Genomic DNA, 26925 nt, shown 5'->3' with positions numbered 1-26925 from the left:
AGCCCGCGACGGCGGCTGCCACTCGCGGTCGTCGGGTCGACCGCCGGGCCGGTCGGCGGGCCTGAGGCTCAGCCGGCGGGGTCGTAGATCCGCTGGTCCTGCTCCACGCCGGCATCGTCGTAGAGGCGCTCAAGGGCGTCCGGGGAGTAGATCTCGTGGTCCTCGACGATGCCCCCGATCAGCCCGAGCATCTTGTTGGTCCACTCCTGGCTCTTGCTCATCGCGTCCATCGTGGCGCGGAAGAAGGGCGGTAGCTCGGTGAGTTCGCTCAGGGTGGTGGTGAAGTCGTAGACGCCGGAGCTCTCCTCGTCACGCACCTTGTTGTACTCGGCCAGCGCCTCCTCCATCGGGCGCTCGCCCGCGAGTCCCTGGTGGATGCGGTCGGCCAGGATCTCGCCGTGGAGGAAGGCGTCCGTGATGCCCCACCCGGTGTAGGGGTCCTTGTGGTAACCGGCGTCGCCGACGAGGGCCCAGCCGGGCCCGTACGCGCGGCGATAGTAGTTGTCCGGGTAGCGCATGGGCCTGAAGTCCTCCTCCCGCCTGCCCTGGTCGCGCAGTTGGGCACCCATCTGCGGATCCACGTCGTCGAAGACGGCCTGGAAGCGTGTCTCCACGTCCTGGCGGAATTCCTTGAGCAGGCGCCGGGTGCCGATGATGGCCAGCATGTGCAGGCCGTCGTTGGTGGGCCAGGTGCCGAACCACTGCTCGTTGAAGCCGGCCTTGTGGTGCAGGCCCCAGTCGAGGCCGCTGTAGTACGAGTAGTAGATGAAGCCGGCGGCGGGGCGGACGTCGTACAGCTCGGCGCCGACCTTCTTGGCGACGGTGGAGTGGAACCCGTCGGCGCCGACGACCACGGTGGCGCGCAACTCGCGCTCCGGACCGTCACCGTCGCGTCCCCGGATGCCCACGACGCGGTCGTCGGCGAAGACCAGGTCGGTCACGGTGAATCCCTCGACGACCTCGGCGCCGGCCCGGCGGGCCGCGTTGACCAGGATCTCGTCGAGCACGGTGCGACGCGGGCAGTACACCGCGTCGATGCCGCCCACGGGGTCGGCGAAGCCGTTGAGCTGGATCCCGCGATACGAGTAGTGCATCTTGTTCAGCGCCGGGGTCTTGGCCGCGATGATCTCGTCGAGCAGACCCCACTCCTGGAGCCGCAGGAGCCCTGCCTGGTGGATGTAGTGCGTGGAGACGGTGTCGCTCGGGAAGGAGCTCCGGTCCACCACGAGTACCCGGTGCCCCTGTCGCGCAAGGAGCATCGCCAGCGGCGATCCGGCACAGCGGGCGCCTACAACTATGACGTCGTACACGTATTTCCCCCCATCATTAAGATTAGGTTTCCTTGCGGTAAACCATGCCTGCCGATGCGCCCTGGTCATTGGCGCATCGGCGATGAAAGGGAGGCTATGAGTATCGGCAACCGGTGGTCAAGACTTGGTCGAGATAAAGAAAGTGCAACGCACAGGCGGGGCGGCACCTGTTTCCATCGTCAGGCGGCGGAGGCTCGAGCAGCACCCCGCCCAGGGGCAGCATTTACAGCATTTACTCGAGGAAGCCAGTGTTGACGACAGGTGCCATAGGCCGCGATTCCGGTCAATCAGCCACTCTCGGCCACGGCTTGACGCACGCCGAGTGGGCAAACCGGAGGAAGTACTTCCGTCCAGAACATCGGACCTCTGCTCCGAATTACTCGGTTGAAGTAACCCTTGTAGTTAATAGATGAATTCTCGTCCAGCGCGGCCGAAAACTATTTCCTCGTTGAACGGTCTTGATTCTTCCGGGCCACGGGAAGCCGCCGCCGAACGCTCCACTCATTCGCCGGCGCGGGCCGACTCCACCCGGTCGAAGCCGGTGCCGACACCGACCGCGGTCGCCGCCGTCGACGGCACGGACATCGACATATCCGCCGACTCGTTGTGCGTGCAGGGCGACACTGCGGGCGCGGTGGACATCGCCCGCCGGCTCGGCGAGGAGCTGACTCGCTCCCGCGCCACCGACCTGCTCTCCGGCCTCGGCCCCGCACCGCTCACAGCCGGCGCCCTGCTCCCGGTGGGCGCGCCCGGCGGCCCGATGCCCGGCGTGGACCCGGCGCACCGCTCCGCCCTGCCGGACGACATCACGCTGCGGGTGGTTCCCGGGCCGCGCGACGACTGGTTCGACACGGTCTCCGTGCGGACCCTGTACCGGCAGCCTTGGGAGGCCACCAGCCGCAGCAACCGAGTCGCCGACCATCCGGTCACCGGCGGCTATCCGGTGATCGGCGTGGTGCACGCGGCCGATCTGTCACTGGCCGGGCAGAGAGGGCCGGGGGGACGAGTGTGGTTCCGGCCCGAGTAGGGGGTCGGCGGTGTTTCTCAGGCCTGTGAGACAGAAGGGGCGGTATTGGCTGGTACGCCACTGCTGTACCTCGTGTTCCACATCTACGGTCTGGTGTCGATCAAGTCCTTCCGTCTGACGGCCAGTTGGGCCTCACATGACTCAAGGAGCATCACATGACACAGAGCACCTTCCGAAGCCGGCGTACCGCCACGCTCCTCGTCGCGGCCGCCTCCCTGGCCGTCGGCCTGGTCGCGTCGCCCGCGAACGCCGCGACGACCTGGGAATCGCTACCGGTCCCCGCCACTAATGTGAACTTCTCGCTGCTGCCCTTCGACAGTCAGAACGCCTACGCCACGACGAAGCCCTACTGCTGGGGGGGTTGCCTCCCCGACGAGAAGCTGTGGCAGCGGTCCGGCAGCACCTGGAAGGAGCTGAAGCCGCCCACCGACGCCGCGTTGGGCACGTTGGCCGGTACTGGCCCCAACGACCTGTGGGCGATCGGCCGGAAGGACATCGGCTCCACTGTCTGGCATGTCCACCACTACGACGGCACCAAGTGGTCGTCCGACCTCAGCCCCGATACCCGGAACTTGGAGATTCTCGACGCCGAGGCGGTCAGTAGAACCAGCCTGTGGGGCGCGGGCAACAACCGGAAGGACGGATGGACCCCGACCGTCACCCACTGGGACGGCCAGAGATGGAACACCACCACGTTCACCGGCATAGACGGAGGCTTCGACGCCATCGACGTGCGGTCCGAGAACGACATCTGGGCCGTCGGCTATCGCAACAAGGGCGGCGTCCCCGCCGACTACCAGCCGCTGGCCATGCACTACGACGGCACCAAGTGGAGCGAGGTGCCGGTTCCCGAGACGCCGGGCGAGATGAACATCCTGCGTACCGTGCTCAGCAACGGTCCGAACGACGTGTGGGTCGCCTCCGACAGCCACGTGTCGCACTGGGACGGCGCGACCTGGACGCGCAGGGACATCCCCGTCTCCGGCCGCGTCACGTCGTTCGCCAACTACGGCGGTCAGATCTACGCCGGCGTGTGGGTTGACCTGAGCGGCGGCCCGAAGCTGCTGCGCTGGAGCGGCACTTCGTGGGTGGCCGACACCTCGCTCACCAACGGCACCACGGTCGCGCAGCTGGCCACGACCCCGGACGGCGCGCTGTACGCCCTCTCCCAGGGCGCCTCGTCCCCGTACAACTATCTCTCCCGCCTCGCCCCGCCGACCGCGCGCTGACCCGAAAGGCTTCAAAGGCTTCACACGAGAGGAACCACCCATGGGCGACCTCCAACGGCCGGGCGCCGTTGGAGGCTTCGCCGGGCGCCGGCGTGGAGCCCATCCAGTCACAGTCCGTGCGTGGCGCGGAAGAACTGGTCGATCTCCCGGCGGCCGGGCGCGGGCTGGGACAGGGGCTCGGAGCCGGGGGCTCGCAGGCCGTCCAGGAGGACGCCGGTGTACCGGTCCGCCAGGTCGGATACGGGTTCGTCGTCCGCCGTATCGGATGTGTGCCTCGGCGGGATGGAGTTGAGCATCAGGACGATGTCGTAGGCGTTGACGTCGTCGCGCAGGACTCCCGCCCGCTGGGTACGGGTCACCAGGTCGTCCAGGGCGGCGAGGAGCTCGGTACGGACGGCGCTGAGTTCGGGCCCGGCGTCGGTGGCCCGTCCGCGGGACACAGGAAAGAGCTGGCTGCTGCGCAGCCGGGTCATGTGGCGTACGACCCGGCTGAAGGCGGTCCACGTGACCGGTTCCTCGGCCAGGGCGCGCCGGACCTGGGCCAGGCTCTCTCCCATCACCTTGATCGCGATGCGCTCGACCAGCACGGCCTTGTTCGGGAAGTGCCGATAGATCGTGCCCATGCCCAGGCCGGAGCGCTTGGCGACCTCCGCGATCGACGCCTGGTAGCCGAGGTCGGCGAAGACCTGCTGGGCGACATCGAGGATCTGCTCGACGTTCTGTCGGGCGTCGGCACGGAGCGGCCTGTCCGCAGGCGGTGTGGTCGGTGTCATTTGCTCACGACGTTAACCTCCGACAGGGTAACCGGAAAATCAATTTCCGGTTAGCAGTGACGCCCCGCGTGAGGAGACGGCGCGCTTGGCGATGTAACGCATCGAGACGCCCAGGCCTTCGTCCGCGAAGACCTGACGAGCGGCCGCGATGACACGCTGCCTGTTCCGCTCGGCGTCCGCCCGCAAGTGCTTGTCCGGTCCCATTGCAGCCATACGCCGATCTTATCGGGGCAACTGGAGCACCTGCTCCAGTTACGTCGGCGGGCACCCTGGATGTGGAGTCCGTTGCGTTGACACCTGTGGTGACGCGTGTGACGGTGGCCGGGCTTGGTCCTGGCCTGGATGCGCACTGTTCGTTCATCAACGGAAGTGGGAGTCATGAGCTCAGGAATACCGCGCCGCAGCATTCTGTCCGCGGCCGCCCTCGGAAGCGCGGTCGGTTCGCTCAGCCTCTCCGCGCCGGCGTCGGCGCAGCCGGACCTCGGCACCGAACCGTCGACGGCCACGCTGCCCGCCGAGGACGGGTACGACCTGTGGCTGCGGTACAGACAGGTGGAGGACGCCGGTCAACTTGAGCGATACCGGGCCGCTTTGGAGTATCTGGTCTGGCAAGGAGGCGGCCCGCTCCAACGGTCGGCGGTGGACGAGTTGGCACGCGGGCTCACCGGGCTGCTCGGTACACGAGTAGTGCCACGCACCAGATCCGGCACACGCGCGGCGCTTGTGGTGGGCACCCCGACAAGCTCCGCCCTGATCCGAGAGCTCGTCCCCGCGGCCGATCTGGCCGAGCTGGGCGACGAGGGGTATGTCATCCGCCGGGTCACCCGGCGCGGCAGGGACTTCACCGTGGTGGCGGCCCACGCCGACCGCGGTGTGCTCTACGGCGCGTTCCACCTGCTGCGCCTCGTACAGACGCGACGGCCGCTGGAACACGTCGACCTCACGGAGCGCCCGGCCGCCCCGCTGCGCGTGGCCAACCACTGGGACAACAAGGACGGTTCGATCGAGCGCGGCTACGCCGGCCGGTCCTTCTTCGACTGGGAGAAGCTGCCGCAACTCGACAACCGGTATACGGACTACGCGCGTGTCATGGCCTCGCTCGGCATCAACGGCGCCGTGATCAATAACGTCAACACGCCTGCGGACTACCTCGCCGAGCCGTTCCTGACCAAGCTGGCCGCGCTGGCCGGTGTGCTGCGCCGCTACGGGGTGGCGCTGTACGTCACGGCGAACTTCGCCGCCCCCATCGACCTGGGCGGGCTGAACACCGCCGACCCCCTCGACCCGGGGGTGCGCAGTTGGTGGACGAAGAAGGCCGAGGAGATCTACGGCAGGATCGAGGACTTCGGCGGCTTCCTGGTGAAGGCCAACTCCGAGGGCCGCCCCGGGCCACTGGACTACGGACGCACCCATGCCGACGGGGCCAACCTGCTGGCGGGCGCGCTGAGACCGTACGGCGGGATCGTGATGTGGCGGGCGTTCGTGCACGACAGTGACGAGAAGTGGGACCGGCAGGCCTACCTCGACTTCACGCCGCTGGACGGGAAGTTCGCGGACAACACCGTTGTGCAGATCAAGAACGGGCCGATCGACTTCCAGGTCCGCGAGCCCGCCCACCCCCTCTTCGGCTCACTGCCGCACACCAACTCGGTGATCGAACTTCAGGTGACGCAGGAGTACACCGGACACGCCGCCCATCTGTGCTATCTGGTCCCGCAGTGGAAGGAGGTCCTGGACTTCGACACGCTCAAGGCCGGCGAGGGCAGCACCGTGGCCCGTGTCGTGACCGGCCGCGTGCACCTCTACTCGCACTTCGGATTCGCCGGCGTGATGAACTTCGGCGATGCCAGGAACTGGACCGGCTCACACCTGGCCGCCGCCAACACCCACGGCTACGGACGGCTCTCCTGGAACCCGGACCTGTCCGCACAGGACCTGGCCACCGAGTGGACCCGGATGACCTTCGGCAACGACCCCGACGTCGTCAGGACGGTCACCGCCCTGCTCCGGGACTCCTGGCGCACCTACGAGGACTACACCTCGCCGCTGGGCACGGGATACCTCACCCATCCGCCGGACGGCTCGGTGACCGGGCACCTCGACCCCAGCCCGACCACGACCACCCAGTTCCACAAGTCCAACCGCGAGGGCATCGGCTACGACCGCACCGCCGCCACCGGCAACGGCTACACCAAGCTGTACGCACCGGCGATCCGGGACGCCTACGAGTCGCCGGCGAACTGCCCCGAGGAACTGCTCCTCTTCCTGCACCATGTCCCGTACACCCACGTGCTGGACAACGGCAAGACCGTGATCCAGCACATCTACGACACGCACTTCTCCGGCGCGGCACGGGTGGCGGACATGCGCACGGACTGGGAGGGGCTGCGCCGCCGCGTCGACCACCGGCGGTTCACCGAAGTGCGCCGCCAGTTCGGGGAGCAGAACACCAGGGCCGCCCAGTGGCGGGACACCCTGGTCGCCTACTGGTTCGAACTGAGCCGGATCCGCGACGAGCGCCGCGGCTGGCTCCAGGCGATCGTCGCCCCGGCCGACACGGCGCTGCTGGGCGGGGAGCGCAACGAGCTGCCGGTGCAGGTGGTCAACGCGACGGGCTCCGGGCTGCGCGCCGTGACCACGCTGGACGTACCCGAGGGCTGGCGGTCCGAGGAGGCGACCTGCTACGTGGCCTCGCGGGAGGGCGAGACGGTGAAGATGCCCGTCGTGCCGCCGCCGACCCCCGCGCTCGCCACACTGCACGCCCGCCCGAGGTCGGGCACGGTGCAGGTCCTCGACTCCTCGCTGCGCAGCCTGGCCAGGGCCGTCGTCGTCCCGCCCGCCGCGCGTTGCGTGCACGCGCTGGACGCCGGGCCCGACTCGGCGCCGGTGCTGAAGGACTACACCCGTCTCTCACCGGCCGGCGTCTGGCACGAGGGCGCCGCATTCGGCTGGGTCGGCAACAGCCCCGCCGCCACGGACACCGGGCTGTTCGATGTCGTTCGCCGGGACTACGTACGCAGCGGCGCCCCGACCGTGCTGCGGCTGAAGCTGCCCGCCGGACGCTGCACCGCGCATCTGCTCACCGGCGACCCCAACACCTTCAACAGGCCGCTGATCGTCCGTGTGGACGGGACCGAGACGGCCCGGAGCGAGCAACTCGACGGCCGGGAGTTCACCTGGCTCCGGATCCCGCTGGACGGCGGCTCGTCCGGACGCGAGGTGGACCTGGAGCTGTCCACGGAGAAGGACAAGACCTGGCATCTCAGCGCCTGCGTGGTACTGGCGGAAGACACTCCTCGACCGGCTCGATGACCAGATCGGTTCCGGGTGGCAGATGAGGTGAGCGGGTTAGAATCGTTCAAATCTGCTCACAGGGGGGCCGTGTCTGACATGCTCGTTGCGCAGCGGCATGAGCTACTGGTCAGGGAGCTGGAGGCATCCGAGGGGCTGAAGGTCACCGAACTGGCCGCGCGCCTGAACGTCTCGCGCGCCACCATCCGGCGGGATCTCCTCGAGTTGGAGGCCGGAGGGCGGGTGACCCGGGTCCGCGGGGGTGCCGTGCTCGCGACATCCCGCACCGCCCGGCCCGGGCAGCCGTCCGAGTCACGGCCTGCGGGCGCGCCGTCGGACCCTCTGCGCGCCGATGCCAGGCCGGCTTCGGCACATACGCTCGGATTGCTGGTCCCGTCGGCGCACTACTACTACCCGCGCGTCGTCGCCGGTGTGCAGGCCGTGGCCGCCGAGCGCGGTGTCCGCGTGGTCATCGGCCTGAGTGACTACACGTACCCGAATGACACACAGCAGATCGAGGAGCTGGCCGCGTCCGGCGCCACCGGGCTGCTGGTGACCTCCGCCACGGGCCACATCCTGCCTCAGGAACCGTTCGAACGGCTTCGGGCCGTCGGGCTGCCCTTCGTGCTGATGGAACGTCGGCCGTACGGTCGCTACGTACCAGGCGAGTTCGTGGCCACCGATCACCAGCAGGGCGCGTTCGGTGCGGTCGGGCACTTCATGAACCTGGGGCACGAGAGGGTGGGGCTGTTCACCAACGGCAGCCCCACCGCGCCCCTGCTCCGCGAGGGGTACGAAGCGGCCGTCCGGCACCTGGGCCTTGTCTCCGGTGCACCGGTCGTGGACAGCGGACGCCCCCGGCTGGGGCCCACGGAGGCCACCCGGCTCTATGACCGGTTCATCAAGGAGTGCCTGGCCGACGGCGTCCGGGCCGCGCTGGTGCACTCCGACCACGACGCGATCGAGCTGATGCGGCGGATGCGTTCCCAGGGCCTGCGCACGCCGGACGACATCGCGCTGATCGCCTACGACGACGAGATCGCCTCCCTGGCCGATGTGCCCCTGACCGCGATGGCGCCGCCGAAGCACGAGATCGGTGCCCAGGCCGCGCGGCTGCTCCTGGAACGCCTCGACGCGCCCGACCCCTCAGCCGTACCCGTCCGCCAGTTGCTGATCCAGCCCCGACTGATCGTCAGGTCCTCCTGCGGGGCCGCTGCCCGGGCCTGAACACTCAGCCCAACTCACCACCGTCTATTGACACTTGATGCCCTCGAGCGCAGCATTATGCAGCAATCTGCTGCTCAGTGATTCAAATGTGCCGCAATGATTCACCGAGTCATCTCGAGATCTGTCATGAACCTGATCACCCTTGCGTCATGTCCGCCCATGACCGGAGAAAGGTGTGGAACGTGGAAGCGGGACAGGAACATGAGCAACGACCGGCCGGTGTGCGCCGCAGAACGGTACTGCTGGGCGCCGCGGCCGGTGCCGGAGCGGTGGCGCTCGGAGCCGCCATCGCCCCCAGCCAGGCACAGGCCGCAACGTTCGTCCGAGGCGCGGACATCAGCTGGATGCCGCAGATGGAGGCGAGCGGCTACTACTGGAACAACAGCGCCGGAGTGCGGCAGGATCTGTTCACCATCCTCAAGGGGTACGGCATCACCGCGGTCAGCCTGCGGACCTGGGTCAACCCCTCCAGCGATCCGGCCAACGGGCACTGCACCATCGAGGAGACCGCGCAGCTGGCGCAACGGGCCAAGAACGCCGGTATGCAGGTCCTCATCGGATTCCACTTCGGCGACACCTGGAACTCGGCCGGTGTGCAGAACCCGCCGGCGGCCTGGGCCGCCATGAACTACAGCCAGATGCTCGACGCGATGTACGACTACGTCTACCACTCGTGCAACGTCATCAAGTACTACGGTGTCACGCCCGCCTGGGTGAAGATCGGCAACGAGACCAACTCCGGCATCTGCAAACCGGTCGGCAGCCTCAGCCGCCCGAATCAGATGACAGGCCTGCTGAACGCCGCGTACGACATGTCCAAACAGGTCTTCCCGAGCACCCCGGTGCTGGTGCATCTGGCCCAGCCGCAGAACCTGAGCGGCGTCCAGAACTTCCTCAACGCCTACCGGGACAACGGCGGGAAGTGGGACATCACCGGCTTGTCCTCGTACGCGCAGGGCGGCAACGTGCCCGGTGTTCTGGCCAACATGCAGACCATCCAGTCCAGCTACGGCAAGCCGGTCATGCAGGTGGAGTACGGCGGGCCGGTGGGCAAACCCACCCAGGTGCGCGATTCGCTGCGGGCGTTCATCACCGGGCTACAGGGCTTCGGCGGCCTGGGCACCTTCTTCTGGGAGCCCGAGGGCTATCCCTCGTTCAACAGCTACAACAGCTCAGCCTGGGACGACAGCAGTCGGCGCCCCACGGCGGCCATGGACGGCTTCCTCTGAAACGTGACGGCCAGGAGTTCCCTCAACCATCTGGAGCGAGCAATGAAATCTGCCCTCGGGGTGACACCGGCCCTCCTCGTCTCGACCGTCACGTTCCTGTCGACCGCCGTCGCAATCGCCCCCAGTTCGGCGGCCGTGAGCAGCGCGGCGGCCGGAGAGGTCTATTACGTCGCCCCCAATGGCAGCGACAACGCCGCGGGAACACTGGCCGCTCCCTGGGCATCGATCGCGCATGCGCAGGCCGTCGCCGCAGCGGGTGACACCGTGTATTTCCGGGGCGGCACGTACGCCTACACCCATGGGATCAACAGTTGCAAGAGCCAGACGGACCGGGTCGATGCGATCACCCTGGACAAGAGCGGCAGTTCGGGTCATCCAATCCACTACATGGCCTACCCGGGAGAAAAGCCGGTCTTCAACTTCTCGCGCATGACGGACGACTGCCGGATCAAGGGCTTCGATGTCACCGGCAGTTGGATCCACCTCAAAGGGCTGGAAGTCACCGGTGTCCCGCAGAACAACAACCTGAACCATGAGTCCTGGGGAATCTGGATCTCCGGGAGCAACAACACGTTCGAACAGATCGACACCCATCACCACATGGGCCCCGGCCTGTTCATTCAAAACGGAGGAGGCAACCTCGTCCTCAACTCTGATTCGCACGAAAATTACGACCCGAACAGCTCCGGTGGGGCGGGCGAAAACGCCGACGGATTCGGTGCGCATATCTCTGCCGGAAATCCCGGGAACGTTTTCCGGGGATGTCGCGCATGGTGGAACTCCGACGACGGTTTCGACCTCATCAACGCCTATTCGTCCGTGACCATCGAGAACTCCTGGGCATGGCGGAGCGGATACATACCCGGGACCACCACGGGATCGGGTAACGGAAACGGGTTCAAGGCGGGTGGCTACGGCGGCGACTACGACGCAGGCGCCGTCAAGCACACCGTCCGCACCTCTGTTGCCTTCGCCAACAAGGCAGCGGGCTTCTACGCCAACCATCACCCGCTCGCCAACGACTTCTTCAACAACACCAGTTACGGCAACCACCCCGACTTCAACATGCTGGGAGTCGATTCGAGCGGCGCCGCCGTGGGCCGGGGCAATCTCCGCAACAACATCGCCTACACGGGCACCCTGACGTCGAACATGACCGGCACCAACGCCGCGTACAACTCCTGGAACCTGGGCATCCCGCTGTCGGACGCACAGTTCCAGAGTGTGTCGACGTCCGGCTGGGACGCGCCCCGCCAAACCGGCGGCGGTCTGCCCGTACTGCCCAACCTCCGCCTCGCGGCGAACAGCACCCTGATCAACAAAGGCGTCGATGTCGGTCTGCCCTACAGCGGGCAGACGCCGGACCTCGGTGCCTTCGAAGTCTCCTGAGCCATCGGCGCCCCGGCCGGGGCGTGGCCCGGTGGTGTGCACGCAGAAAGTGCCTTCCTGCCGCTTCCCAGCGCAGAAGGCACTTTCGCTGTTCCGGTCACGATCCGGACGTCCGGCGGGTGAGACGCGTCGGTCTCACCGCGTGAGTACGTATCGGCCCGTGTTGATTCCCCGGGGCTCTCCAAGTGCCTCGGCCTGCTGGAGAATCGCCTGGTACAGGCGGCGCATGGAGCGACCGGGCTCCACTCCCAAACCTTCGGCGAGCCGCCGACGTGCCTCCTGGAAGGCGGTCAGCGCCTCCGATTGCCGGCCCTCGCGGTACAGCGCGAGCATGAACAATTCCGTGAGCCGTTCGCGTTCCATGTGACGTTCCGCCAACTGTCTCAGCTCGGGGATGGCGACCCGCCCAAGGCCTGCGGTCAGCCGGAGCTCCGTCAGATCCTCATAGACGGTGAGTCTGCGCTCCTCGAGATCCGCGGCGCTGATCCGGCAGCGCACTCCGTCTCGCGCCTCCATCAGGGCCGGTCCGCGCCATAGGCTCAGCGCCTCTGCGAGCAGGCGGCAGGCGGCGACGGGATCGTCCGTCGCGAGTTCGTTGCCGGCATCGGCCAGCGAGGTGAAGCGGACCGCGTCCACCGCGTCGGCGGGCACGTCCAGAACATAGCCGTTCCGGGTGGTGCAGAGCTTCTTGCCGCCGCCCGGGCAGGTCGCCGACATCGCCCTCCGGATTCTGACTATATGCGCGTGTAGAGCATTTCGCGCATTGGTCATGCTCTGGTCCGCCCACAATTCGTCAATAAGCTGTTCGAATGAAATTACTCTACCGGGAGATAAGGCCAGAAGCGTGAGTACCATGCCGGCCCGTCTGGAGGCCATCGGTTTTTTCTTTTCGGCGGTCGATATTTCCAGCGGCCCAAGCACTCTGAACTGCATGATCATCCTCCAGGAATCGACCTAATGATCGAGTCGAATTCTGCCTCCTGGCGGCCGGATCATGGACATACCACCTGAGCAGCGCAGGACAGATCAAACGGTATGGATGGAAGGAAGGACCACAGGATCGAAGCGCGGGGTCGGTGCGGCACCACGGCGAGCTGCATTGAAGTCGCAGCTCGGCCCTCGGGGACTCTCTGCCACACTGCTCGACTGCCCTGACGCGATGCTGACGCCACCACCGGCGGATCGCCGGGCATCGAACCGCGACCGGGTCCCCTCGCGATGCTCGCGCACGCCTTCCTCACCGCGGTCACCGCACTCGAACGCGACCGGCACCAACCGTCCGACGGCCTGATCCCGCTGCCCCGCGGGCGATCCGCACCTCAGGACTTTCATCGACGGCTGAAAGTCGTGGCCTGTCGCGACCTGCCCGCCTAGGCTCCTCCTTTGTGCGCCTGAGGCGCGGCTGGACTTCCTGGGTCGAGAGCTGCGTGGCGACAGTGGGCCAATTGCTGTACACGGAGACCGATTTACGCGCATCGCCACGGTCAGTCCCTCTACTCGTACATGCGTATTCTGTCCGACTCCGGAGGCGGAGCCCGAAGACCATGACCGATTACGAAACCCTGTCGGCCAAAGAGGCCGGACCCGACGAGTTCCGCGACATGATGAGCGGATTCCCCTCCGGCGTCTCGGTGGTTACCGCCATCGGTACGGACGGCCAGCCGCGCGGAATGACGTGTTCCTCGGTGTGCAGCGTCTCGCTGGCACCTCCGACGATCGTCGTCTGTCTGCGGTACGGGAGCCCGACCCTGGAGGCGGTGCTCGACAGCGAGACCTTCGCGCTCAACCTCCTGCACTCCCGGGCCAAGTCCGTCGCCCTGCTGTTCGCGTCGGGCGATCCCCGACGGTTCGACACGACGCCATGGCGCTCCGGTCCGTCGGCGGGCGGCCCTCATCTGGTGCGGGACGCGCACTCGATAGCGGACTGCGCGGTGATGCTCACCCAGCGGGTGGGCGACCACGTCGCGGTCTTCGGCCGGACGCGGCTGATCGCCCGCCACCAGCAGCACCCTCCCCTGCTGTACGGCCTGCGCGAGTTCCGCCCGTGGGCGGCCACCTGACCGCTGACCGACTCGCGCGCGCGGCGGCCGTCGCCCTGACGGCCGCCGTTCGGCATTGACGTCGATCGGTGATGCCCGGATCCGCTGAGCATCAGTGTCCGATCAGCTTGGCGTCAGGCGGTCTCGAGAGAGTACTCGTGCGGGATGCCATCCGCTGGGTTGGTGAGAATCCGCTGGTTGCCCGACTGAGGCTGCACCGGTCATGCCACGCGCCTTCGAGAGGTTGGTTCATGCAGAGGATCCACTTCGACAGCGGAGACCTGCTTCGGGTCAGCCTCAGGGCCACGGCCGGGGCGGCCATCGAGACCGCACTCGCCCAGCACCAGCTCGCGGTGGGCGGCAACGCTTGTTCCACCGTGTGGCGGCGGCAGGCTGCCGCCTGCCTTCCGAGGCGGGCGTTCACGCCGCCGGCCGGTTCGCCACCCGGGGATCCGGAGATCCCGGCCGGGACGCGCCTGACCGGCGACGGCTTCCTGCCGGAGGTGTGGCGCCGGGCCGTCGCGCCGTACTGGGACCGGCTGGTGGGCCAGCTGGAAGCGGAGTGCGACGCCCGCGGGCGCATCGCGATGGCGGGCGGCGTCCAGCAGTTGCTGGCGACGCTGCACCCGAGGATCAGGTGGCGGAACCCGGTGCTGACGGTCCCCGGCGGCCCGGACGAGGACGTCCACCTGGACGGCCGCGGCCTGGTGCTCTGTCCTTCCGTGTTTCTCAGCCACCGACCCGGGATGGTCGTCCGTCCGCGCCCGAACGACGAACGGGTGCTTCTCGTCTTCGAGGTACCGCTGGACCCCCGGGTTGCCGAGCGGATCTGGGGGGCGCCGCCGCGACCGCAGTCCGCCTCGCTGAACGCGCTGGTCGGCCGCACCCGCGCCGCGGCGTTACGGGTCCTGCGGGTGGGCTGCACCACCAGCCAGCTCGCCGACCGACTGGGTATCTCCGCGGCCGGGGCGAGCCAGCATGCGTCGGTGCTGCGCGAGGCCGGCCTGATCACCACGCGCCGCTTCCGCAACACGGTGCTGCACACCGTGACGCCGCTCGGCATCGCCCTCCTCGACGGGCACGGGTTCGGCTCGAGCTGGAGGGCGGGCGCGCCGCCCCGGCTCGCCGCCGTCCCGTCGCGCAGCGCGCCCGCACTCGGGTGAACCGCCGGCCGGGAGGCCCGGTGGCGCCCCCCTCGGCGCCGGCGGCCGCCTGACGCGCCGGTCACCCGTGGGCTCGACGTGCCAGGGCGCGGCGGTCGAGCTTGCCGCTCAGCGTGAAGGGCAGTGCGGAGACGATCTCCACGCTCGACGGCACCATATGCGGCGGCAGCAGCCCACTCAGATGAACCCGCAGGTCCCGGACGCTGGGCGGGGCCGCGGTCGTCGGCACCACAAAGGCGGCCAGGACCTGCTGCCCCATGCCGTCGCGGACCGGCGTCACAGCGGCACGGGCCACCGCCGGATGGAGGCGCAGCGCGGCCTCGATCTCGGCCGGCTCCACTCGGTGGCCGCGGATCTTGAGCTGCTGGTCGAGCCGCCCGAGGAATTCCACCGATCCGTCGTCCAGGCAGCGCACGCGGTCGCCCGTCCGGTAGGCCCGGGTACCGTCGTCGAGGGATACGAACTGCTCCTTGGTCTGCTCCGGCGCCTGCCAGTATCCGCGTGCCAGCCCGGCGCCTGAGATCAGCAGCTCTCCCGCCGCCCCGTCCGGGACGCGCTCGAGCCGGGTGTCGACCACCCGGATCTCCGTGGCGCGGATGGGGCGGCCTATGGGCACCGTCGCTCCTGGACGCCGCGCTGCCTCGGCCGGCCCCACCTCGTATGTCAGCGAACCGATCGTGGTCTCGGTTGGCCCGTAGTGGTTGATGATCCGGCATCCGCTGCGGCTCCGGACCCTGTCGACAAGCTCCCAGGGCAGCGCCTCCCCTCCGAGGAACAGCGCCTGGTGCGGCAGCACGTCGGCATCCGGATAGCTCAGGAGCGCCGCCAGATGCGAAGGAGTGATCTTCAGGTGGTCGATGGCATGGGTGCGTGCATAGTCCGTGAAGCTCAACGGATCGATGACCACCTCGCTTGGTACGAGGTGGACGCAGCCGCCGGAGAGCAGCGCGGGGAACACCGCGGTGTTCCCGAGATCGGTGGCGAGGCTCGTGACGCTGGCGAACGATCGGGGCTCGTCGGCGCAGCGCAGCAGGGACACTATGTGGCGGGAGTAGTTCGCCAGTCCGCCGTGGGTCACCGCCACGCCCTTGGGGGCGCCGGTCGACCCCGACGTGTACACCAGACAGGCGAGATCCGCGGGGTCCGGGGGTTGCCGGCGGACGGTCGGTGCCTGCGGCAGATCGCCGAGCCGGATCGCTGTCCCGGTGAATCCTGGCTGGGGTTGATCGGTGAGGAGGATACGGGCCTGTGAATCGGCCAGCTGCGCCGTCAGCCTGCTCTGTGGTTGTTCCGCGTCCAGGCAGACATACGGCGCCCCGGAGCGCAGCACGCCCAGTAACGCGACCAACTGCTCGGTTCCGCGTGCGGCCAGCACGGCCACCGGCTCGTCCGTCGTCGCGCCCTGGGCGACGAGTGCATGCGCGAGGCGTGCTGTCGCGCGGTCCAGCTCCGCATAGGTCAGACGTCCGCCGTCACCGACCAGCGCGGGGCGGTCCGGCCATCGGGCTACCTGCTGCTGGAATTGCTCCATTACCGTGTGTTCAACTGACATGAAAGCCTCCCCGGCGTGGAACCGGGAAGTTCCACGGGTAATAGTCAGTGGACTTGACGAGACCCGTCCTGGTGCAGGCGGATATCCGGATCTTGTGGTCTGGAGTACGGCGGATGAACCGCCCCGGGTCGAATGGAGACCCCATTTCCGAGCACGGCTGCAAGATCGCTCCTTCCACGTACTACTCTCGCGGGAAACGCCTCGAAACTAAACTCGTCAGATCTCTACCGAACGCGGCGCGGTTCACCGGTGCCTGGGGTGATCAACCACATCGCTGGTCGCCGCGGTGGTCTTTGACATCGGCATCGCCACGGAGCGCGGCGAACCCGCCACGGACCATCTCCCAGATTCGGGTCAGCTCGGCGACGGACTGGCCGGCGGTGAGGTTGTGCCTCCGCGCCCGCTGCCGGATGGTGATCTCGGCGCCAGTGACCAAGTGTGTGGCCAAGGCGGCAACGGCTGCCCGATCGGTGACCGTTCCCAGTTGGCCTTCGTGTGCATGCCGCAGCTGCTGATGGATCGCCGGCACCCAGGCCGAGAACCAGTCCGGTTCCCCGGACTGCTCTCGCGCCAGTCGGGCGGCCGCGCGGACCGCCACGTCGCTTTCGAGCAGCCCGGTCAGTGCCAGCGTCAACGAGACCACCGCCTGGACAGATTCCTCACGGCGCGCCGTAACCGCTGCGACCAGTGTCGTGGTGGCGGCACCGCCCTGCTCCCGGACCGCGACCGCGAGTTCTTCCTTGTTGGAGAAGTGGAAGGTCAGAGCCCCGACCGATACGCCGGCGGCGCGGGAGACCCGCGACAGGGACGCCCCGCTGTAGCCGTTCCGGTCGAACTCGCCGGCCGCCGCGCTGACCAGGGCCTGACGGGTGCGGGCTGCCCTTGGTTGCATCGTCGTGATCCTTCCCGCGGAGGGCACACCGTAACCGTGACCAATTGGCGGCTGCGTGAAAACCCTTGCAAAAAGAAACCATTTTATTATTATTGTACGGGGGTGAGCAATGATCAGGCGACCCGCTCTCGTTGGCGGAGATACCCGGCCAGAACCGCAGCACGCCGGAACCCGCACCGGGCCGGTTCAGCGGAGCCGAGAAGCCCATCCGCGTCCTGATCGCCGAAGGAGATGCGTCCTCGCTCGACCTAATGGATACTACGGCTGACGTCGACCACGGGGGGCCTAACGGTGCATCACTCATCCGTATTAGCATGATCACCGCCATGAGGAAGGTACGGGGGCGTGGAGATAGAGGTGCGGCATGCGCGTATCGTCGAGATGATCAATGCGACTGGGAGTCTGTCGAAAGCCGCGATGAAGATCGGCATACCGCAACCGAGCCTGTCGGCCCAGTTGCGAAGAATTGAGAAGGCCGTGGGTGGGAGCCTGTTCGTACGCTCCCGGAGCGGCGTCACACCCACCCCGCTCGGAGAGCGGGTCATCCCCATGCTCGCGGCGCTGGCGGAGCAGGCCGACGCGGTCATCGCCGAGGCGGCCGTCGACACGTCCAGCACACTGCGGTTCGGGACCGCCGAGTGGACACCGCCGACCCTGCGCGGTGCGCTGCGCTCGATGCTTCCCAATATCGACATGCGGACCGAGACCATCCTTCCGGCGGACGCCGTCGACACGGTGCAGCGAGGTGCACTCGGTGCGGCGATGGTGTCGAGCATGGACTCGATCGTTCCGATCGAGCTTTCCGACCGCGACCTCGCCAAGGCGACGATCGTTCGCGATCCGGTCTGGCTGGCGCTGCCGGTCCGCCACCCTCTCGCGGACCACAGCGTCCTGAGCGCCTCTCAGTTGGAAGGGCTGTGGTGGATCGGCTATGCCCGACAGCACTGGTTCTCCCCCGTCGAACGACATCTGCTCGACGGGCTGGGCCAGCGCGATCGCAGCGTCTCGCACTATGCGGGGGGATATCACGAGGCCATGAGCTGGGTGCGGCATGTCGGCGCGGCCGCCCTCACCCCGCTGACGGGCGCCACGTCCGACGTCCGCGTCGTTCCACTGGCCGACACCCACTACACGGAGCTGACGCTGGTGTGGCACAAGGACGCGATGAGCAGTGGCACCGCACGTCAGCTGGTGGAGGTCATTCGCCGTTACTACTACCAATATGCGTGGTCCTTTCCGGGCTATCGATCGTGGCTGGGCGCCCTGACCGACGTACCGTCGGAGGTCCCTGACCCATCGCGCCTGGTGACGGCGGACAGCTCACCTGGTTTTTGAGTGGGCCCCCGCGGCGGCAGGCCGGGGGTTTACCTGCCGCCGCGGGGCTGTGCCGCAGACTCCGTCAGCACCCGGGGTCTGCCGCACGGGTAGGGTCCGGCCGGACAAGGGCAGCCCGGCCGGCCGTGGTCATGGAGCGACGGTGGCTTCCACAGGCCTCGCCCGCAGCGCGACCCACGTCGGGAACAGGATCGTCGCGAACGTCAGCGCCACCGCGGTCCCGACGATCGTCGGGTAGATCCACCCAGGCCCGCCGGGCAGCACCGACCCGTCCAGGGCGATCCCGAACGGGATCAGTGCCCCGGCGGCGACCCCGGTGCCGAGCAGGATGCCGACCAGCGCCGTCACCAGCGCCTCGACCGACATCATCCACATCACCTGGCTGCGGGTCGAGCCGATCAACCGTTGCAGCGCGAACTCGCTGCGCCGCTCGGCGGTCGCCACCATCAGCGAGTTGATCAGCGCGATCACCGCATAGCCGACCACCACCGCGGCCAGCAGGAAGCTCGCCACCCGGCCGGTCTCATCGCCCTGCTCGTGCGCCGCGGTCGCTTCCGAGCGGTCCGCGACGACGAGCCCTGGCACATCGCCCGCCGCCTTCCGCAGCGCCGTCTTCAGGTCCGAGGACGACACCCCCGGCTTCGCCTTCACCAGGATCTGCGGCAGCAGGCCGTCCGTTGTGCGCGGCAGCAGCGCCTCCGCGGGCACCATCGCGTAGCCGAACCCGCGCGGCGGGGTGAACGATCCGACGACCGTCATCGTCGTCGCCTCTCCGTTGCCCCAGCGCAGCCTCACCCGGTCGCCGATGTCCTTGTCGTTGTCGCGCAGCACATCCGTGGGCAGCACGATGCTGTCGCCGGTCAGTTTCCCGTAGTCGCCCTTCACCACCGGGCGCGCGATCGTCTGCCTTGCGCCGGACGCCGAGACCCCCTGGAGGTCGAGCCGGCTCGGCCTGACCCGACGATCCGCGTCGTTGTCGCCCTTGCCCTCGTCGAGGACTTTTTCCAGACGCCCCCCGCTGGACACCGAAGCGGACGCTCCGGCGACCTGCGGGAGGCGGGAGAGCGTGTCCACGAGCGACGGTGGGAGAGCACCGTTCTGCGAGCTGACCACGGCGTCCGCCTTCAGGCCGTCGGCGAATATCCGGTTGCTGGCGTCGTCCTGACTGGTCTGGAGGTAGATCAGTGCCGTGGCCAGCCCGGTCGCCAGCATGATCGGGATGACCGCCGAGGCCAGCCGGACCCTGCGCACATACGCGTTCAGCATCGCCAGCTGCCCCGACAGCCCGGTGAACCAGCCGACCGGCCACCGCAGCGCAGCCGCCAGCCAGCGGCACAGGCCCGGGGACACCAGGGCGATCCCGACCGCCCACAGCATCGCGGAGGGCGCGGCCGTGCTCGCCGCGATCGGCCCGGTCATCACCGAAGCCGTCACGATCGCGAGCGCGGTCGCACCGCCCAGGAACAGGAACGCCAGGATCATGCGGATCGGGCTGATCCAGCGGGTCTGGAGCGTCGCCTCCGCCATCGCCTCGGTCGGCCGGACCTTCGACACCCGGCGGGAGGCGATGAACGCGGCGGCCAGCGCCGCGAACAGCGTGGCGCCGAAGCCGACGAGCCGCGGGATGAATCCCATGCTGAAGATCATCACGCCCGGGATCAGATCCTGATCGACCAGGACGTCGTACATGAAGTGACCGAACGCGAGGCCCGGTGCGAGCGACAGGCCGGCCGCGACCACCGCGATCACCGCCGTTTCCGCCATCACCATGCGGCGCAACTGCCCCGGCGTGACCCCGGTCGTGCGCAGCAGCGCCATCTCCCGGCGGCGCTGCTGCATCAGCATGCCCACCGTGCTGCCCACGACGAAGATCGCGACCATGGTGGCCAGGCCGCCGAACGCGCCCGCCAGCGGGATCAGGTTCTGCTTGCCGCTGATCGCGTCCGGGAACTCGGCGACCCCCCGGTCGTCGCCGTGGAGTACCTGGGCACCGCGGCCCGCGACGGCGTCACCGATCGCGTCGGTGAGCGTCGCCAGGTTGGTGCCCGGGGCGGCGAGCACCCCGATGTCGTCGATCTTTCCGGGCCGGTCGTACAGCCGAGTGGCCTCGTCGTCGGAGAACAGCAGCGCGGACTCGGTGGCGGTCCGGCTCTCGGCGATTCCGGTGACCCGGAAGTCGTGCGGGATGCCGCGCACCGACGCCTTCAGCCGCTGGCCCGGCCGCAGGCCCAGCTTTTTCGCGGTGGCGCTGTCCACCACGACCTCGCCGGACACGGTCGGCTTGGCGCCCGCGACCAGCTTGTACGGCGAGAGCGACGCGCTGGACCAGCCGTGCCCGGACGCGTCGGCAGGCCGGCCGGCCAACGCGGTGATCGGCACGGAGATGTCCGGCACGGCCGCGGCCACGCCGGGCACCTTGGCCACGGCGTCCACCAGGTTCTCGTCCAGCAACACCCGCTCGGTCATCGGCTCGGTGGCGGTGCCGACCGCGTGGCCGGGGTAATCCTGGCTGCCGGTCACCACGACGGGCGCCGCGGCCAGCCGCTCGGCCTTGACGTTGGCGCGGATGCCGGTCTCCAGCAGACCGCCGCAGCCCTGTACGACGACGGCGCCGACGAACAGCGCGATCAGCGACGCGAGGAACCCGCCCTTGCGGTAGCGCAGGGTCTTGAGCGCGAGACGCAGCATCAGACCATCCGTTCCGCGCCCACGGCCTGCTGCTTCCGGGCCCACGCGCCGAGTTGGGTCATCTGCCTGGCCACCTGCTGGACGGTGGGCCGTTGGAGCTCGGCGCTCACCTGTCCGTCCACCAGGAACACCACGCGGTCGGCGTGCGACGCCGCCACCGGGTCGTGCGTCACGATCACCGCGGTCTGCTCGCCGGAATTCACCGCCTCGCGCAGCAGTCCCAGGATCTCCAGCGCGGTCTCGGTGTCCAGGGCTCCTGTCGGCTCGTCTCCGAACAGCAGGACCGGCCGGGTGACCAGGGCGCGGGCGATCGCCACGCGCTGCTGCTGACCGCCGGAGAGCTCGCCCGGGCGGTGCTTGCGCCGGGACGTGAGGCCGGTGCGCTCGATGACCTCGTCCACCAGCCTGCGGTTGGGCCGTTTGCCCGCCAGCCGCAGCGGGAGCGTCACGTTGTCCACCACGTTCAGGGCGGGCAGCAGATTGAAACTCTGGAAGACGAACCCGATCCGGTTCCTGCGCAGCTTGGTCAACGCGCGCTCTTTCATCGCCGTCAGGTCCTCACCCTCCAGGAAGACCTGGCCGGACGTCGGCCGATCCAGGAGGGCGGCGCAGTGCAGGAAGGTGCTCTTGCCGGAGCCGGAGGGCCCCATCACGGCGGTGAAGGTGTGGCGCTGGAAGCCGAGCGACACCCCGGCCAGCGCCGCCACACTGTTGCGCGAGCGCCCGTACACCTTGCGGACGTCCTGTAAGCGCAGCAGCTCGTCCGTGGTCGGCCGCCCTTGCATCGAGCGCATGAAGATCTCCTTGGTCTCGGGGAATTCCATCAGTTCGGGCCGATCACAGGAGGCGTCGAAGCACGATGGAGCTGGAAAATGCTGGTGCTGAAGAACGTGTGGGCACCATTGACGAACCGCAGTTCGAATGCGCCGATGTGCTCGGCGGTGAATCCGCCGAAAGCAGGGCCCTCGACGCAGCAGAACTTCGTCCGCATGGCGCTCCCGAAATCTGAGATCTGACGGATGCACAGGTCGTAGCCCAAATCGCGGTGCGGATGACGACACTAGCGGAACTGCGCCGTCCCGGAACATGGGGCTAGCCCTACCTTCGACCGGTGGACAACCCGCTATAACCGCGTCAGCCGCGCGTCAGCCATTTGTCAGTGAGGGGCATGCGCGCGGATGTGTCAAGGGCAAGACGAAGGGGCGCCCCCGACTGTCCCAGAGTGATCCGGTCCCAGGCGGACCGGATCACCGCAGGCGGAGGCGCCCCTCTTCGCTCATCTTCAGTCCTCGGCGGGCACGCCCTCGATGGCGTAGAGCTCCGCACCGCCGCTGAAGTACGGCATCGCCACCGCACGGGTGAACCGGAAGCCACTCGCGGAGAGCAGAGTCCGCCACTCCAGCTCGGTGCGCTCCTTGCCGCCGTTCATCAGCATCATGGTCAGGTCCAGCATCCGCGCCAGGCCCGGCTCGTTGCCCGCCGGCACGATCCGCTCCAGGATGACCACCCGGCCGCCGGGTCTGACCGAGTCCCGCATCCGGCGCAGTGCGCGAACGCTCTGCTCGTCGTCCATCGCGTGCAGCACACAGCTGATCAGGTAGGCGTCGCCCTCGGGGAGCTCGTCGAACGCGCTGCCCTCGCGCACCTCGACGCGGTCCTCCACACCCGCCTCCTTGAAGTGGCGCATGGTGCGGTCGATTCCGGCGGAGATCTCCACCAGCACGCCCTTCATCTCGGGGTGCTCGTGCAGCACGGCGGCGAGCATCGAGCCCGTTCCGCCTCCGACGTCGACCAGGGTGCCGATGCCGTCGAAGGGGTACGTCCGCGGCAGCGGCAGCTGCTCGGTCCAGGTGGCGGCGCCCATTCCCTTGCGGAACGCGTTCCCGGTGTCCTCCACCGTGTTCAGGTAGTCCCACAGCGGCATGCCGTACTCGATGTCGAACGCGCGGTCGCCGGTGCGCACGGCCTCGGACAGCGCCCCGTAGGCCCGGTAGACCTCTCGGCCGTAGAACAGCACGAGGTCCTTGACCGAGTCCTCGGTGTCGGAGCGCAGGAAGTCGGCCAGCGGGGTCGTCCCGAACCGCCGGTTCTCCTCCTCACGGAAGTATCCGGCGCCGGCCAGGGCGCGCATCAGCCGGTAGAGCGACTCCGGGTGTGTGCGGGTCAGCTCCGCCAGTTCGTCGATGCCACGCGCTCCATCGGCCAGATGATCGGCCACCCGCAGCCGTGCGGCGGAGTACACCGCGGCGCTCAGCCACCCCGCGTACATGGTCTCACGCACCCGAACACTGCTCACTTCGCTCATAGCCTGTCCTTTGAGTGTCTTTGAATCGCCTCGATCGGATGCGATGAGGCACCGGCAATACCTCGAAAACCTAAAAACGCACGAGTCTGAGCCCGTCCGCAGCCGAGGATCCCGGACCGCTGCCGGACTTCACCCGTTGTCGGCCGAGTGGCCGACCAGGTTGAGGAACACGTCGTCCAGCGTCGGCCTGCGCAGCACGAAGTCCGCGACGTCGACGCCCGCCTCGCGGAGGGCGATCGCGGCGGCGCCGACGCCCTGGGCGCCGTCGTTGAGCTGAACCGAGACCCGCCCGGTCACAGCGTCCACGGTGGGCGGCGACTGGGCGATCGGGGCGAGCGCGCGCACCGCCGCCGCGGTGGTGGCGGCGACCTCGTCGGCGCCGGCCGAGGCGACCAACTGCACCTCCAGCCGGTCCTCGCCCACCTTGCGCTTGAGCTCGTCCGGCGTGCCCGCCGCGATCACCCGGCCCGACTCGATCACCACGATCTCGTCGGCCAGCCAGTCGGCCTCGTCCAGGTACTGGGTGGTGAGCAGAACAGTCATGCCGTCGTCGACCAGGCCGCGAACGGTGCTCCACAGGACGATCCGGCTCGCCGGGTCGAGACCGACCGTCGGCTCGTCCAGGAACAGCACCTCCGGCGACCCGATCAGGCAGCTGGCCAGGTCCAGCCGTCTGCGCATGCCGCCGGAGTAGGTGCCCGCCGGGCGGTCGGCGGCCTGGGTCAGCTCGAACCGCCGCACCAGCTCATCCGCGCGTTCCCGCGCGACCCGCCGGCTCATGTGCAGCAGTCTGCCGAACATCACCAGGTTCTCGCGGCCGGTGAGCAGTTCGTCGACCGCCGCGTACTGCCCGGCCAGCCCGATCCGCCTGCGCACCTGTGCCGGCTCGCGGGCCACGTCGAACCCGGCCACCTCGGCTCGGCCGCCGCTCGGCTCCAGCAGCGTGGACAGGATTCGGACCGCGGTGGTCTTGCCCGCCCCGTTGGGGCCGAGCAGGCCCAGCACCGTACCCGCGCCCACGTCGAGGTCGATGCCGGCCAGCGCGGTCACCCCGCCATAGCGCCGGGCGAGGCCTTCTGCCCTGATGGCGGACGTCACCGCTGGGCCACGCGATCCCGCAGCGACTTGGGCCGCATGTCGCTCCAGTGCGTCTCCACGTACTCCACCGCCTCGGCCCGGGTGCTCTCCTCGTGCACGACGGTCCAGCCGTCCGGCACCTCGGCGAACGACGGCCAGAGCGAGTACTGCTCCTCCGAATTGGTGAGCACCACGAAAGTGCCGTTCTCGTCATCAAAGGGATTGCCGCTCATTTCTCCACTCCTCCTTTACGCGATTTCACCGTTCCGCGGTGAGTGCAACCGGCAGCCCTACGTACCCGTAGACGAAATTGGAGTACAGTCGCCGCGGCTCGCCGCGCAGTTCGATTTCCGCGACCTGGTCGCGCAACGCCTCCAGCACCGCGGAAACGTGCGCGCGCCCCAGGAACGCGCCGATGCAGTAATGCGGGCCGTGGCCGAACGCGACGTGCCGGTTGGGCTTGCGGCCGAGGTCGAACCGCTGGGCGTCCGGGAAGACGTCGTCGTCGAAGTTCGCCGAGGAGTTCCACAGGGTCACCACGTCGCCCGCGCGGATCACCTCGTCCCCCACCGGCACGTCCTCGAGCGCGCGGCGCCCGAAATGCATGGCAGGTGTCGTCCAGCGCAGCACTTCCTCGGTGGCGTCGGCGAGGCTGACCTCCCCGTTCTTCAGGGCCCGCCACTGGTCCGGGTGCTCGGTGAACGCGATCAGCGCGCCGATCGAGGACATCCGGCTGGACTCGTCCGCGCCGAGCACCAGGCTGTAGCAGTTGAAGACGATCTCGTCCTCGGACAGTGGCTCGCCGTCCACCAGTCCGGTGGCCAGCGCGCTGATGACGTCCTCCCCCGGCGACTTGCGGCGCTGCTTGGCCAGCTCACCGAAGTAGAGCAGGATCTCGTTGCGTGCCAGCCACTCCTCCACCTGCGAGTCGTCCTCGTCGTAGCGGGAGAGGGTGCGGTTGTTCCACTCGACCAGCTTGCCGCGGTCGGCGACCGGGATGTCCATCAGGTCGCCGATGGTGTTGATCGGGATGTGGTCCGCGACATCGGTGGCGAAGTCCGCCTCCCGCCGCGCGACGACGTCCGCGATCAGCTGCTGGGTACGTCTGCGCACCAGCTGGCCGACGTGCTCCAGTACCCGCGGCGAGAACGACTTCAGCATCAGCTTGCGGGTCTCGCGGTGTCGGAGGCCGTCGGTGACGGCGAGCATCTTGCCGCCCGCGGAGTCACCGCCCTGGAGCAGCGTGGACAGCACGTTGCCCTTCTCCGACGTGAACCGCTTGTTGTCCTTGTAGACCGCCAGCACATCGTCATAGCGGGATATGGCCCAGAATCCGGGCCGGTCCTCGGCGGGCGGATTCCAGTGGACCGGCGCCTCTGCGCGCAGCTCGCGCCACATCGCCGGCAGGTCGACGTCGAGATACGTGCGCGGGTCGGCCAGGTCCGGGAACCGCAGGTCTTCGCGCGCGTCGGCCGGTTGCGCGGTCATGACGTCTCCCTCGGCATCGAAACTCCTTCGGTGGGACTTGTCAGTACTGACTGGTCCGGTAGCGCCGCATGCTGATCACGCCGGTGATCAGCAGCACGGCCGCGAGGGACACCACGCACACGAGGGCGGAGTGGGTGGCGGCGAACCCGGAGACGTTCTGCGGGTTGCCCCACAGCTCGCGCACCGCCGTCACCACGGCGCTGACCGGGTTCCACTCGGCGACCGGGCGGACCAGCGCGGGCATCTTGTCGGGCGAGATGAACCCGGTGGACAGGAACGAGAACAGCACCGCGATGAGGCCGCCGACCGACTCGATGGTCTCCAGGTTGCGCCAGAGCAGGCCGAGCATGATGCCGACCCAGACCATGGCGTAGATGAACACGGCCGCCACCCCGAACCCCGCCAGCACGGACAGCGGGTCGGTGTGCGGGCGCCAGCCGAGGATCAACCCGGCGAGGGTGACCACGGCGATGCCCAGCACGCCCATCACCAGATCGCCGAGCGAGTTGCCGATCAGCACCGTGGCCCTGGAGATCGGCAGCGAGCGCATCCGGTCGACGAGTCCGCTGCGCAGGTCCAGCGCGACGGCCACCGCCGTGGGCGTGATGCCGGCCAGGCCCACCTGCATCAGCCCACCGGCGAAGATGTACTCGGTGTAGTCGGTGTTGCCGGGCGCCACCACCGATCCGCCGAGCAGATAGCCGAACGCCACCAGCACGATGATCGGGTTCATGATGATTCCGACCATCCTGCCGGGCGCGCGGCGCAGCCTGCGCAGCCGTCGGCCCGCCACCGTCTCGATCTCGATCATGGCCGATGCCAGGGCACGCTCCCGGACCCGCACCACCTCCGTGGTCATGCCGCACTACCTTTCATCGGGGCCTCCGGTCGTCCGGACACGGCATCGAACT

General features: G+C 68.4%; 23 protein-coding genes. 10 read left to right on the top strand and 13 right to left on the bottom strand.

Going from position 1 to position 26925, the window contains the following annotated elements; genetic code table 11:
* Nucleotides 1-68: 68 nt before the first annotated feature.
* Nucleotides 69-1310: an NAD(P)/FAD-dependent oxidoreductase gene (locus ACH4S9_RS18585; protein ID WP_358843089.1), complete on the bottom strand. Its 1242-nt coding sequence runs from the start codon at nt 1308-1310 to the stop codon at nt 69-71.
* A 541-nt stretch (nt 1311-1851) separates the two neighbouring features.
* Between ACH4S9_RS18585 and ACH4S9_RS18580 the strand changes: the two genes are divergently transcribed.
* Both ACH4S9_RS18580 and ACH4S9_RS18575 read left to right on the top strand, forming a co-directional pair.
* Entirely contained in the window at nt 1852-2337 is a 486-nt protein-coding gene (locus ACH4S9_RS18580) for a LamB/YcsF family protein (protein ID WP_385338485.1), read from the top strand.
* A gap of 155 nt (nt 2338-2492) precedes the next feature.
* Nucleotides 2493-3566: a hypothetical protein gene (locus ACH4S9_RS18575; RefSeq protein WP_398372962.1), complete on the top strand. Its 1074-nt coding sequence runs from the start codon at nt 2493-2495 to the stop codon at nt 3564-3566.
* Between the two features lie 107 nt (nt 3567-3673).
* Here ACH4S9_RS18575 and ACH4S9_RS18570 read toward each other — a convergent pair whose 3' ends face one another.
* On the bottom strand, nt 3674-4339 hold the full coding sequence (locus ACH4S9_RS18570) for a TetR/AcrR family transcriptional regulator (protein WP_385338491.1): 666 nt from the start codon (nt 4337-4339) through the stop codon (nt 3674-3676).
* 39 nt (nt 4340-4378) lie between these two features.
* Nucleotides 4379-4552, bottom strand: coding sequence for a hypothetical protein (locus ACH4S9_RS18565; RefSeq protein WP_385338494.1), 174 nt, complete (start codon nt 4550-4552; stop codon nt 4379-4381).
* A gap of 165 nt (nt 4553-4717) precedes the next feature.
* On the opposite strand from ACH4S9_RS18565, the gene ACH4S9_RS18560 reads away from it, so the two are divergent.
* The 4 genes from ACH4S9_RS18560 (at nt 4718) to ACH4S9_RS18545 (ending at nt 11475) form a co-directional block, all read left to right on the top strand.
* Entirely contained in the window at nt 4718-7651 is a 2934-nt protein-coding gene (locus tag ACH4S9_RS18560; RefSeq protein WP_398372959.1) for an alpha-glucuronidase family glycosyl hydrolase, read from the top strand.
* A gap of 78 nt (nt 7652-7729) precedes the next feature.
* Nucleotides 7730-8857 (top strand): substrate-binding domain-containing protein, encoded by a 1128-nt coding sequence (locus ACH4S9_RS18555; protein WP_358843099.1) that lies wholly within the window; start codon nt 7730-7732, stop codon nt 8855-8857.
* A 149-nt stretch (nt 8858-9006) separates the two neighbouring features.
* Nucleotides 9007-10086 (top strand): glycosyl hydrolase 53 family protein, encoded by a 1080-nt coding sequence (locus ACH4S9_RS18550; protein ID WP_385338497.1) that lies wholly within the window; start codon nt 9007-9009, stop codon nt 10084-10086.
* Between the two features lie 42 nt (nt 10087-10128).
* Nucleotides 10129-11475, top strand: coding sequence for a right-handed parallel beta-helix repeat-containing protein (locus ACH4S9_RS18545; protein WP_385338500.1), 1347 nt, complete (start codon nt 10129-10131; stop codon nt 11473-11475).
* Nucleotides 11476-11610: 135 nt separating this feature from the next.
* Here the strand turns inward: ACH4S9_RS18545 and ACH4S9_RS18540 are convergent, their stop codons facing one another.
* Nucleotides 11611-12408, bottom strand: coding sequence for an AfsR/SARP family transcriptional regulator (locus tag ACH4S9_RS18540; RefSeq protein WP_358843080.1), 798 nt, complete (start codon nt 12406-12408; stop codon nt 11611-11613).
* A 611-nt stretch (nt 12409-13019) separates the two neighbouring features.
* On the opposite strand from ACH4S9_RS18540, the gene ACH4S9_RS18535 reads away from it, so the two are divergent.
* On the top strand, nt 13020-13535 hold the full coding sequence (locus tag ACH4S9_RS18535; protein ID WP_311721798.1) for a flavin reductase family protein: 516 nt from the start codon (nt 13020-13022) through the stop codon (nt 13533-13535).
* A 230-nt stretch (nt 13536-13765) separates the two neighbouring features.
* Nucleotides 13766-14677 (top strand): ArsR/SmtB family transcription factor, encoded by a 912-nt coding sequence (locus ACH4S9_RS18530; protein WP_398372956.1) that lies wholly within the window; start codon nt 13766-13768, stop codon nt 14675-14677.
* Nucleotides 14678-14738: 61 nt separating this feature from the next.
* Here ACH4S9_RS18530 and ACH4S9_RS18525 read toward each other — a convergent pair whose 3' ends face one another.
* Both ACH4S9_RS18525 and ACH4S9_RS18520 read right to left on the bottom strand, forming a co-directional pair.
* On the bottom strand, nt 14739-16229 hold the full coding sequence (locus tag ACH4S9_RS18525; RefSeq protein ID WP_398372954.1) for an amino acid adenylation domain-containing protein: 1491 nt from the start codon (nt 16227-16229) through the stop codon (nt 14739-14741).
* A 262-nt stretch (nt 16230-16491) separates the two neighbouring features.
* The gene (locus ACH4S9_RS18520; protein WP_398372952.1) at nt 16492-17148 is read right to left on the bottom strand and encodes a TetR family transcriptional regulator; all 657 of its coding nucleotides are present in this window, start codon (nt 17146-17148) and stop codon (nt 16492-16494) included.
* Between the two features lie 318 nt (nt 17149-17466).
* Between ACH4S9_RS18520 and ACH4S9_RS18515 the strand changes: the two genes are divergently transcribed.
* The gene (locus ACH4S9_RS18515; RefSeq protein ID WP_311721794.1) at nt 17467-18456 is read left to right on the top strand and encodes a LysR family transcriptional regulator; all 990 of its coding nucleotides are present in this window, start codon (nt 17467-17469) and stop codon (nt 18454-18456) included.
* Nucleotides 18457-18585: 129 nt separating this feature from the next.
* On the opposite strand, the gene ACH4S9_RS18510 is transcribed toward ACH4S9_RS18515, so the two are convergent.
* Together ACH4S9_RS18510 and ACH4S9_RS18505 are read right to left on the bottom strand one after the other, a co-directional pair.
* Nucleotides 18586-21144, bottom strand: coding sequence for an FtsX-like permease family protein (locus ACH4S9_RS18510; protein ID WP_311721793.1), 2559 nt, complete (start codon nt 21142-21144; stop codon nt 18586-18588).
* Complete coding sequence (locus ACH4S9_RS18505; protein WP_311721792.1) at nt 21144-21938, bottom strand: ABC transporter ATP-binding protein; 795 nt, start codon at nt 21936-21938, stop codon at nt 21144-21146. Before ACH4S9_RS18505 ends, ACH4S9_RS18510 begins: the two co-directional genes overlap by 1 nt.
* Nucleotides 21939-22003: 65 nt before the next feature.
* Between ACH4S9_RS18505 and ACH4S9_RS18500 the strand changes: the two genes are divergently transcribed.
* Nucleotides 22004-22153: a hypothetical protein gene (locus tag ACH4S9_RS18500; RefSeq protein WP_358843076.1), complete on the top strand. Its 150-nt coding sequence runs from the start codon at nt 22004-22006 to the stop codon at nt 22151-22153.
* A gap of 273 nt (nt 22154-22426) precedes the next feature.
* On the opposite strand, the gene ACH4S9_RS18495 is transcribed toward ACH4S9_RS18500, so the two are convergent.
* The 5 genes from ACH4S9_RS18495 to ACH4S9_RS18475 all read right to left on the bottom strand — a co-directional run bounded on the left by ACH4S9_RS18495 (nt 22427) and on the right by ACH4S9_RS18475 (nt 26873).
* Nucleotides 22427-23449 carry a methyltransferase gene (locus ACH4S9_RS18495; protein ID WP_385338514.1) on the bottom strand — a complete coding sequence of 341 codons (1023 nt, stop codon included), beginning with the start codon at nt 23447-23449 and terminating at the stop codon, nt 22427-22429.
* A 129-nt stretch (nt 23450-23578) separates the two neighbouring features.
* Complete coding sequence (locus ACH4S9_RS18490; protein ID WP_311721789.1) at nt 23579-24547, bottom strand: ATP-binding cassette domain-containing protein; 969 nt, start codon at nt 24545-24547, stop codon at nt 23579-23581.
* Nucleotides 24544-24759, bottom strand: a complete 216-nt coding sequence (locus ACH4S9_RS18485; RefSeq protein ID WP_311721788.1) for an MbtH family NRPS accessory protein — start codon at nt 24757-24759, stop codon at nt 24544-24546. The genes ACH4S9_RS18490 and ACH4S9_RS18485 overlap by 4 nt, the downstream gene beginning before the upstream one ends.
* 25 nt (nt 24760-24784) lie before the next feature.
* The gene (locus ACH4S9_RS18480; protein ID WP_311721787.1) at nt 24785-26014 is read right to left on the bottom strand and encodes a cytochrome P450; all 1230 of its coding nucleotides are present in this window, start codon (nt 26012-26014) and stop codon (nt 24785-24787) included.
* A gap of 40 nt (nt 26015-26054) precedes the next feature.
* On the bottom strand, nt 26055-26873 hold the full coding sequence (locus ACH4S9_RS18475; RefSeq protein WP_311721786.1) for an ABC transporter permease: 819 nt from the start codon (nt 26871-26873) through the stop codon (nt 26055-26057).
* Between the last annotated feature and the right edge of the window lie 52 nt (nt 26874-26925).

It is taken from the genome of Streptomyces sp. NPDC021225 (assembly GCF_044332865.1).
Lineage (GTDB): Bacteria > Actinomycetota > Actinomycetes > Streptomycetales > Streptomycetaceae > Streptomyces.
The sequence above is the reverse complement of the archived record's forward strand: the minus strand, read 5'-3'. Positions and strand labels throughout refer to the sequence as shown.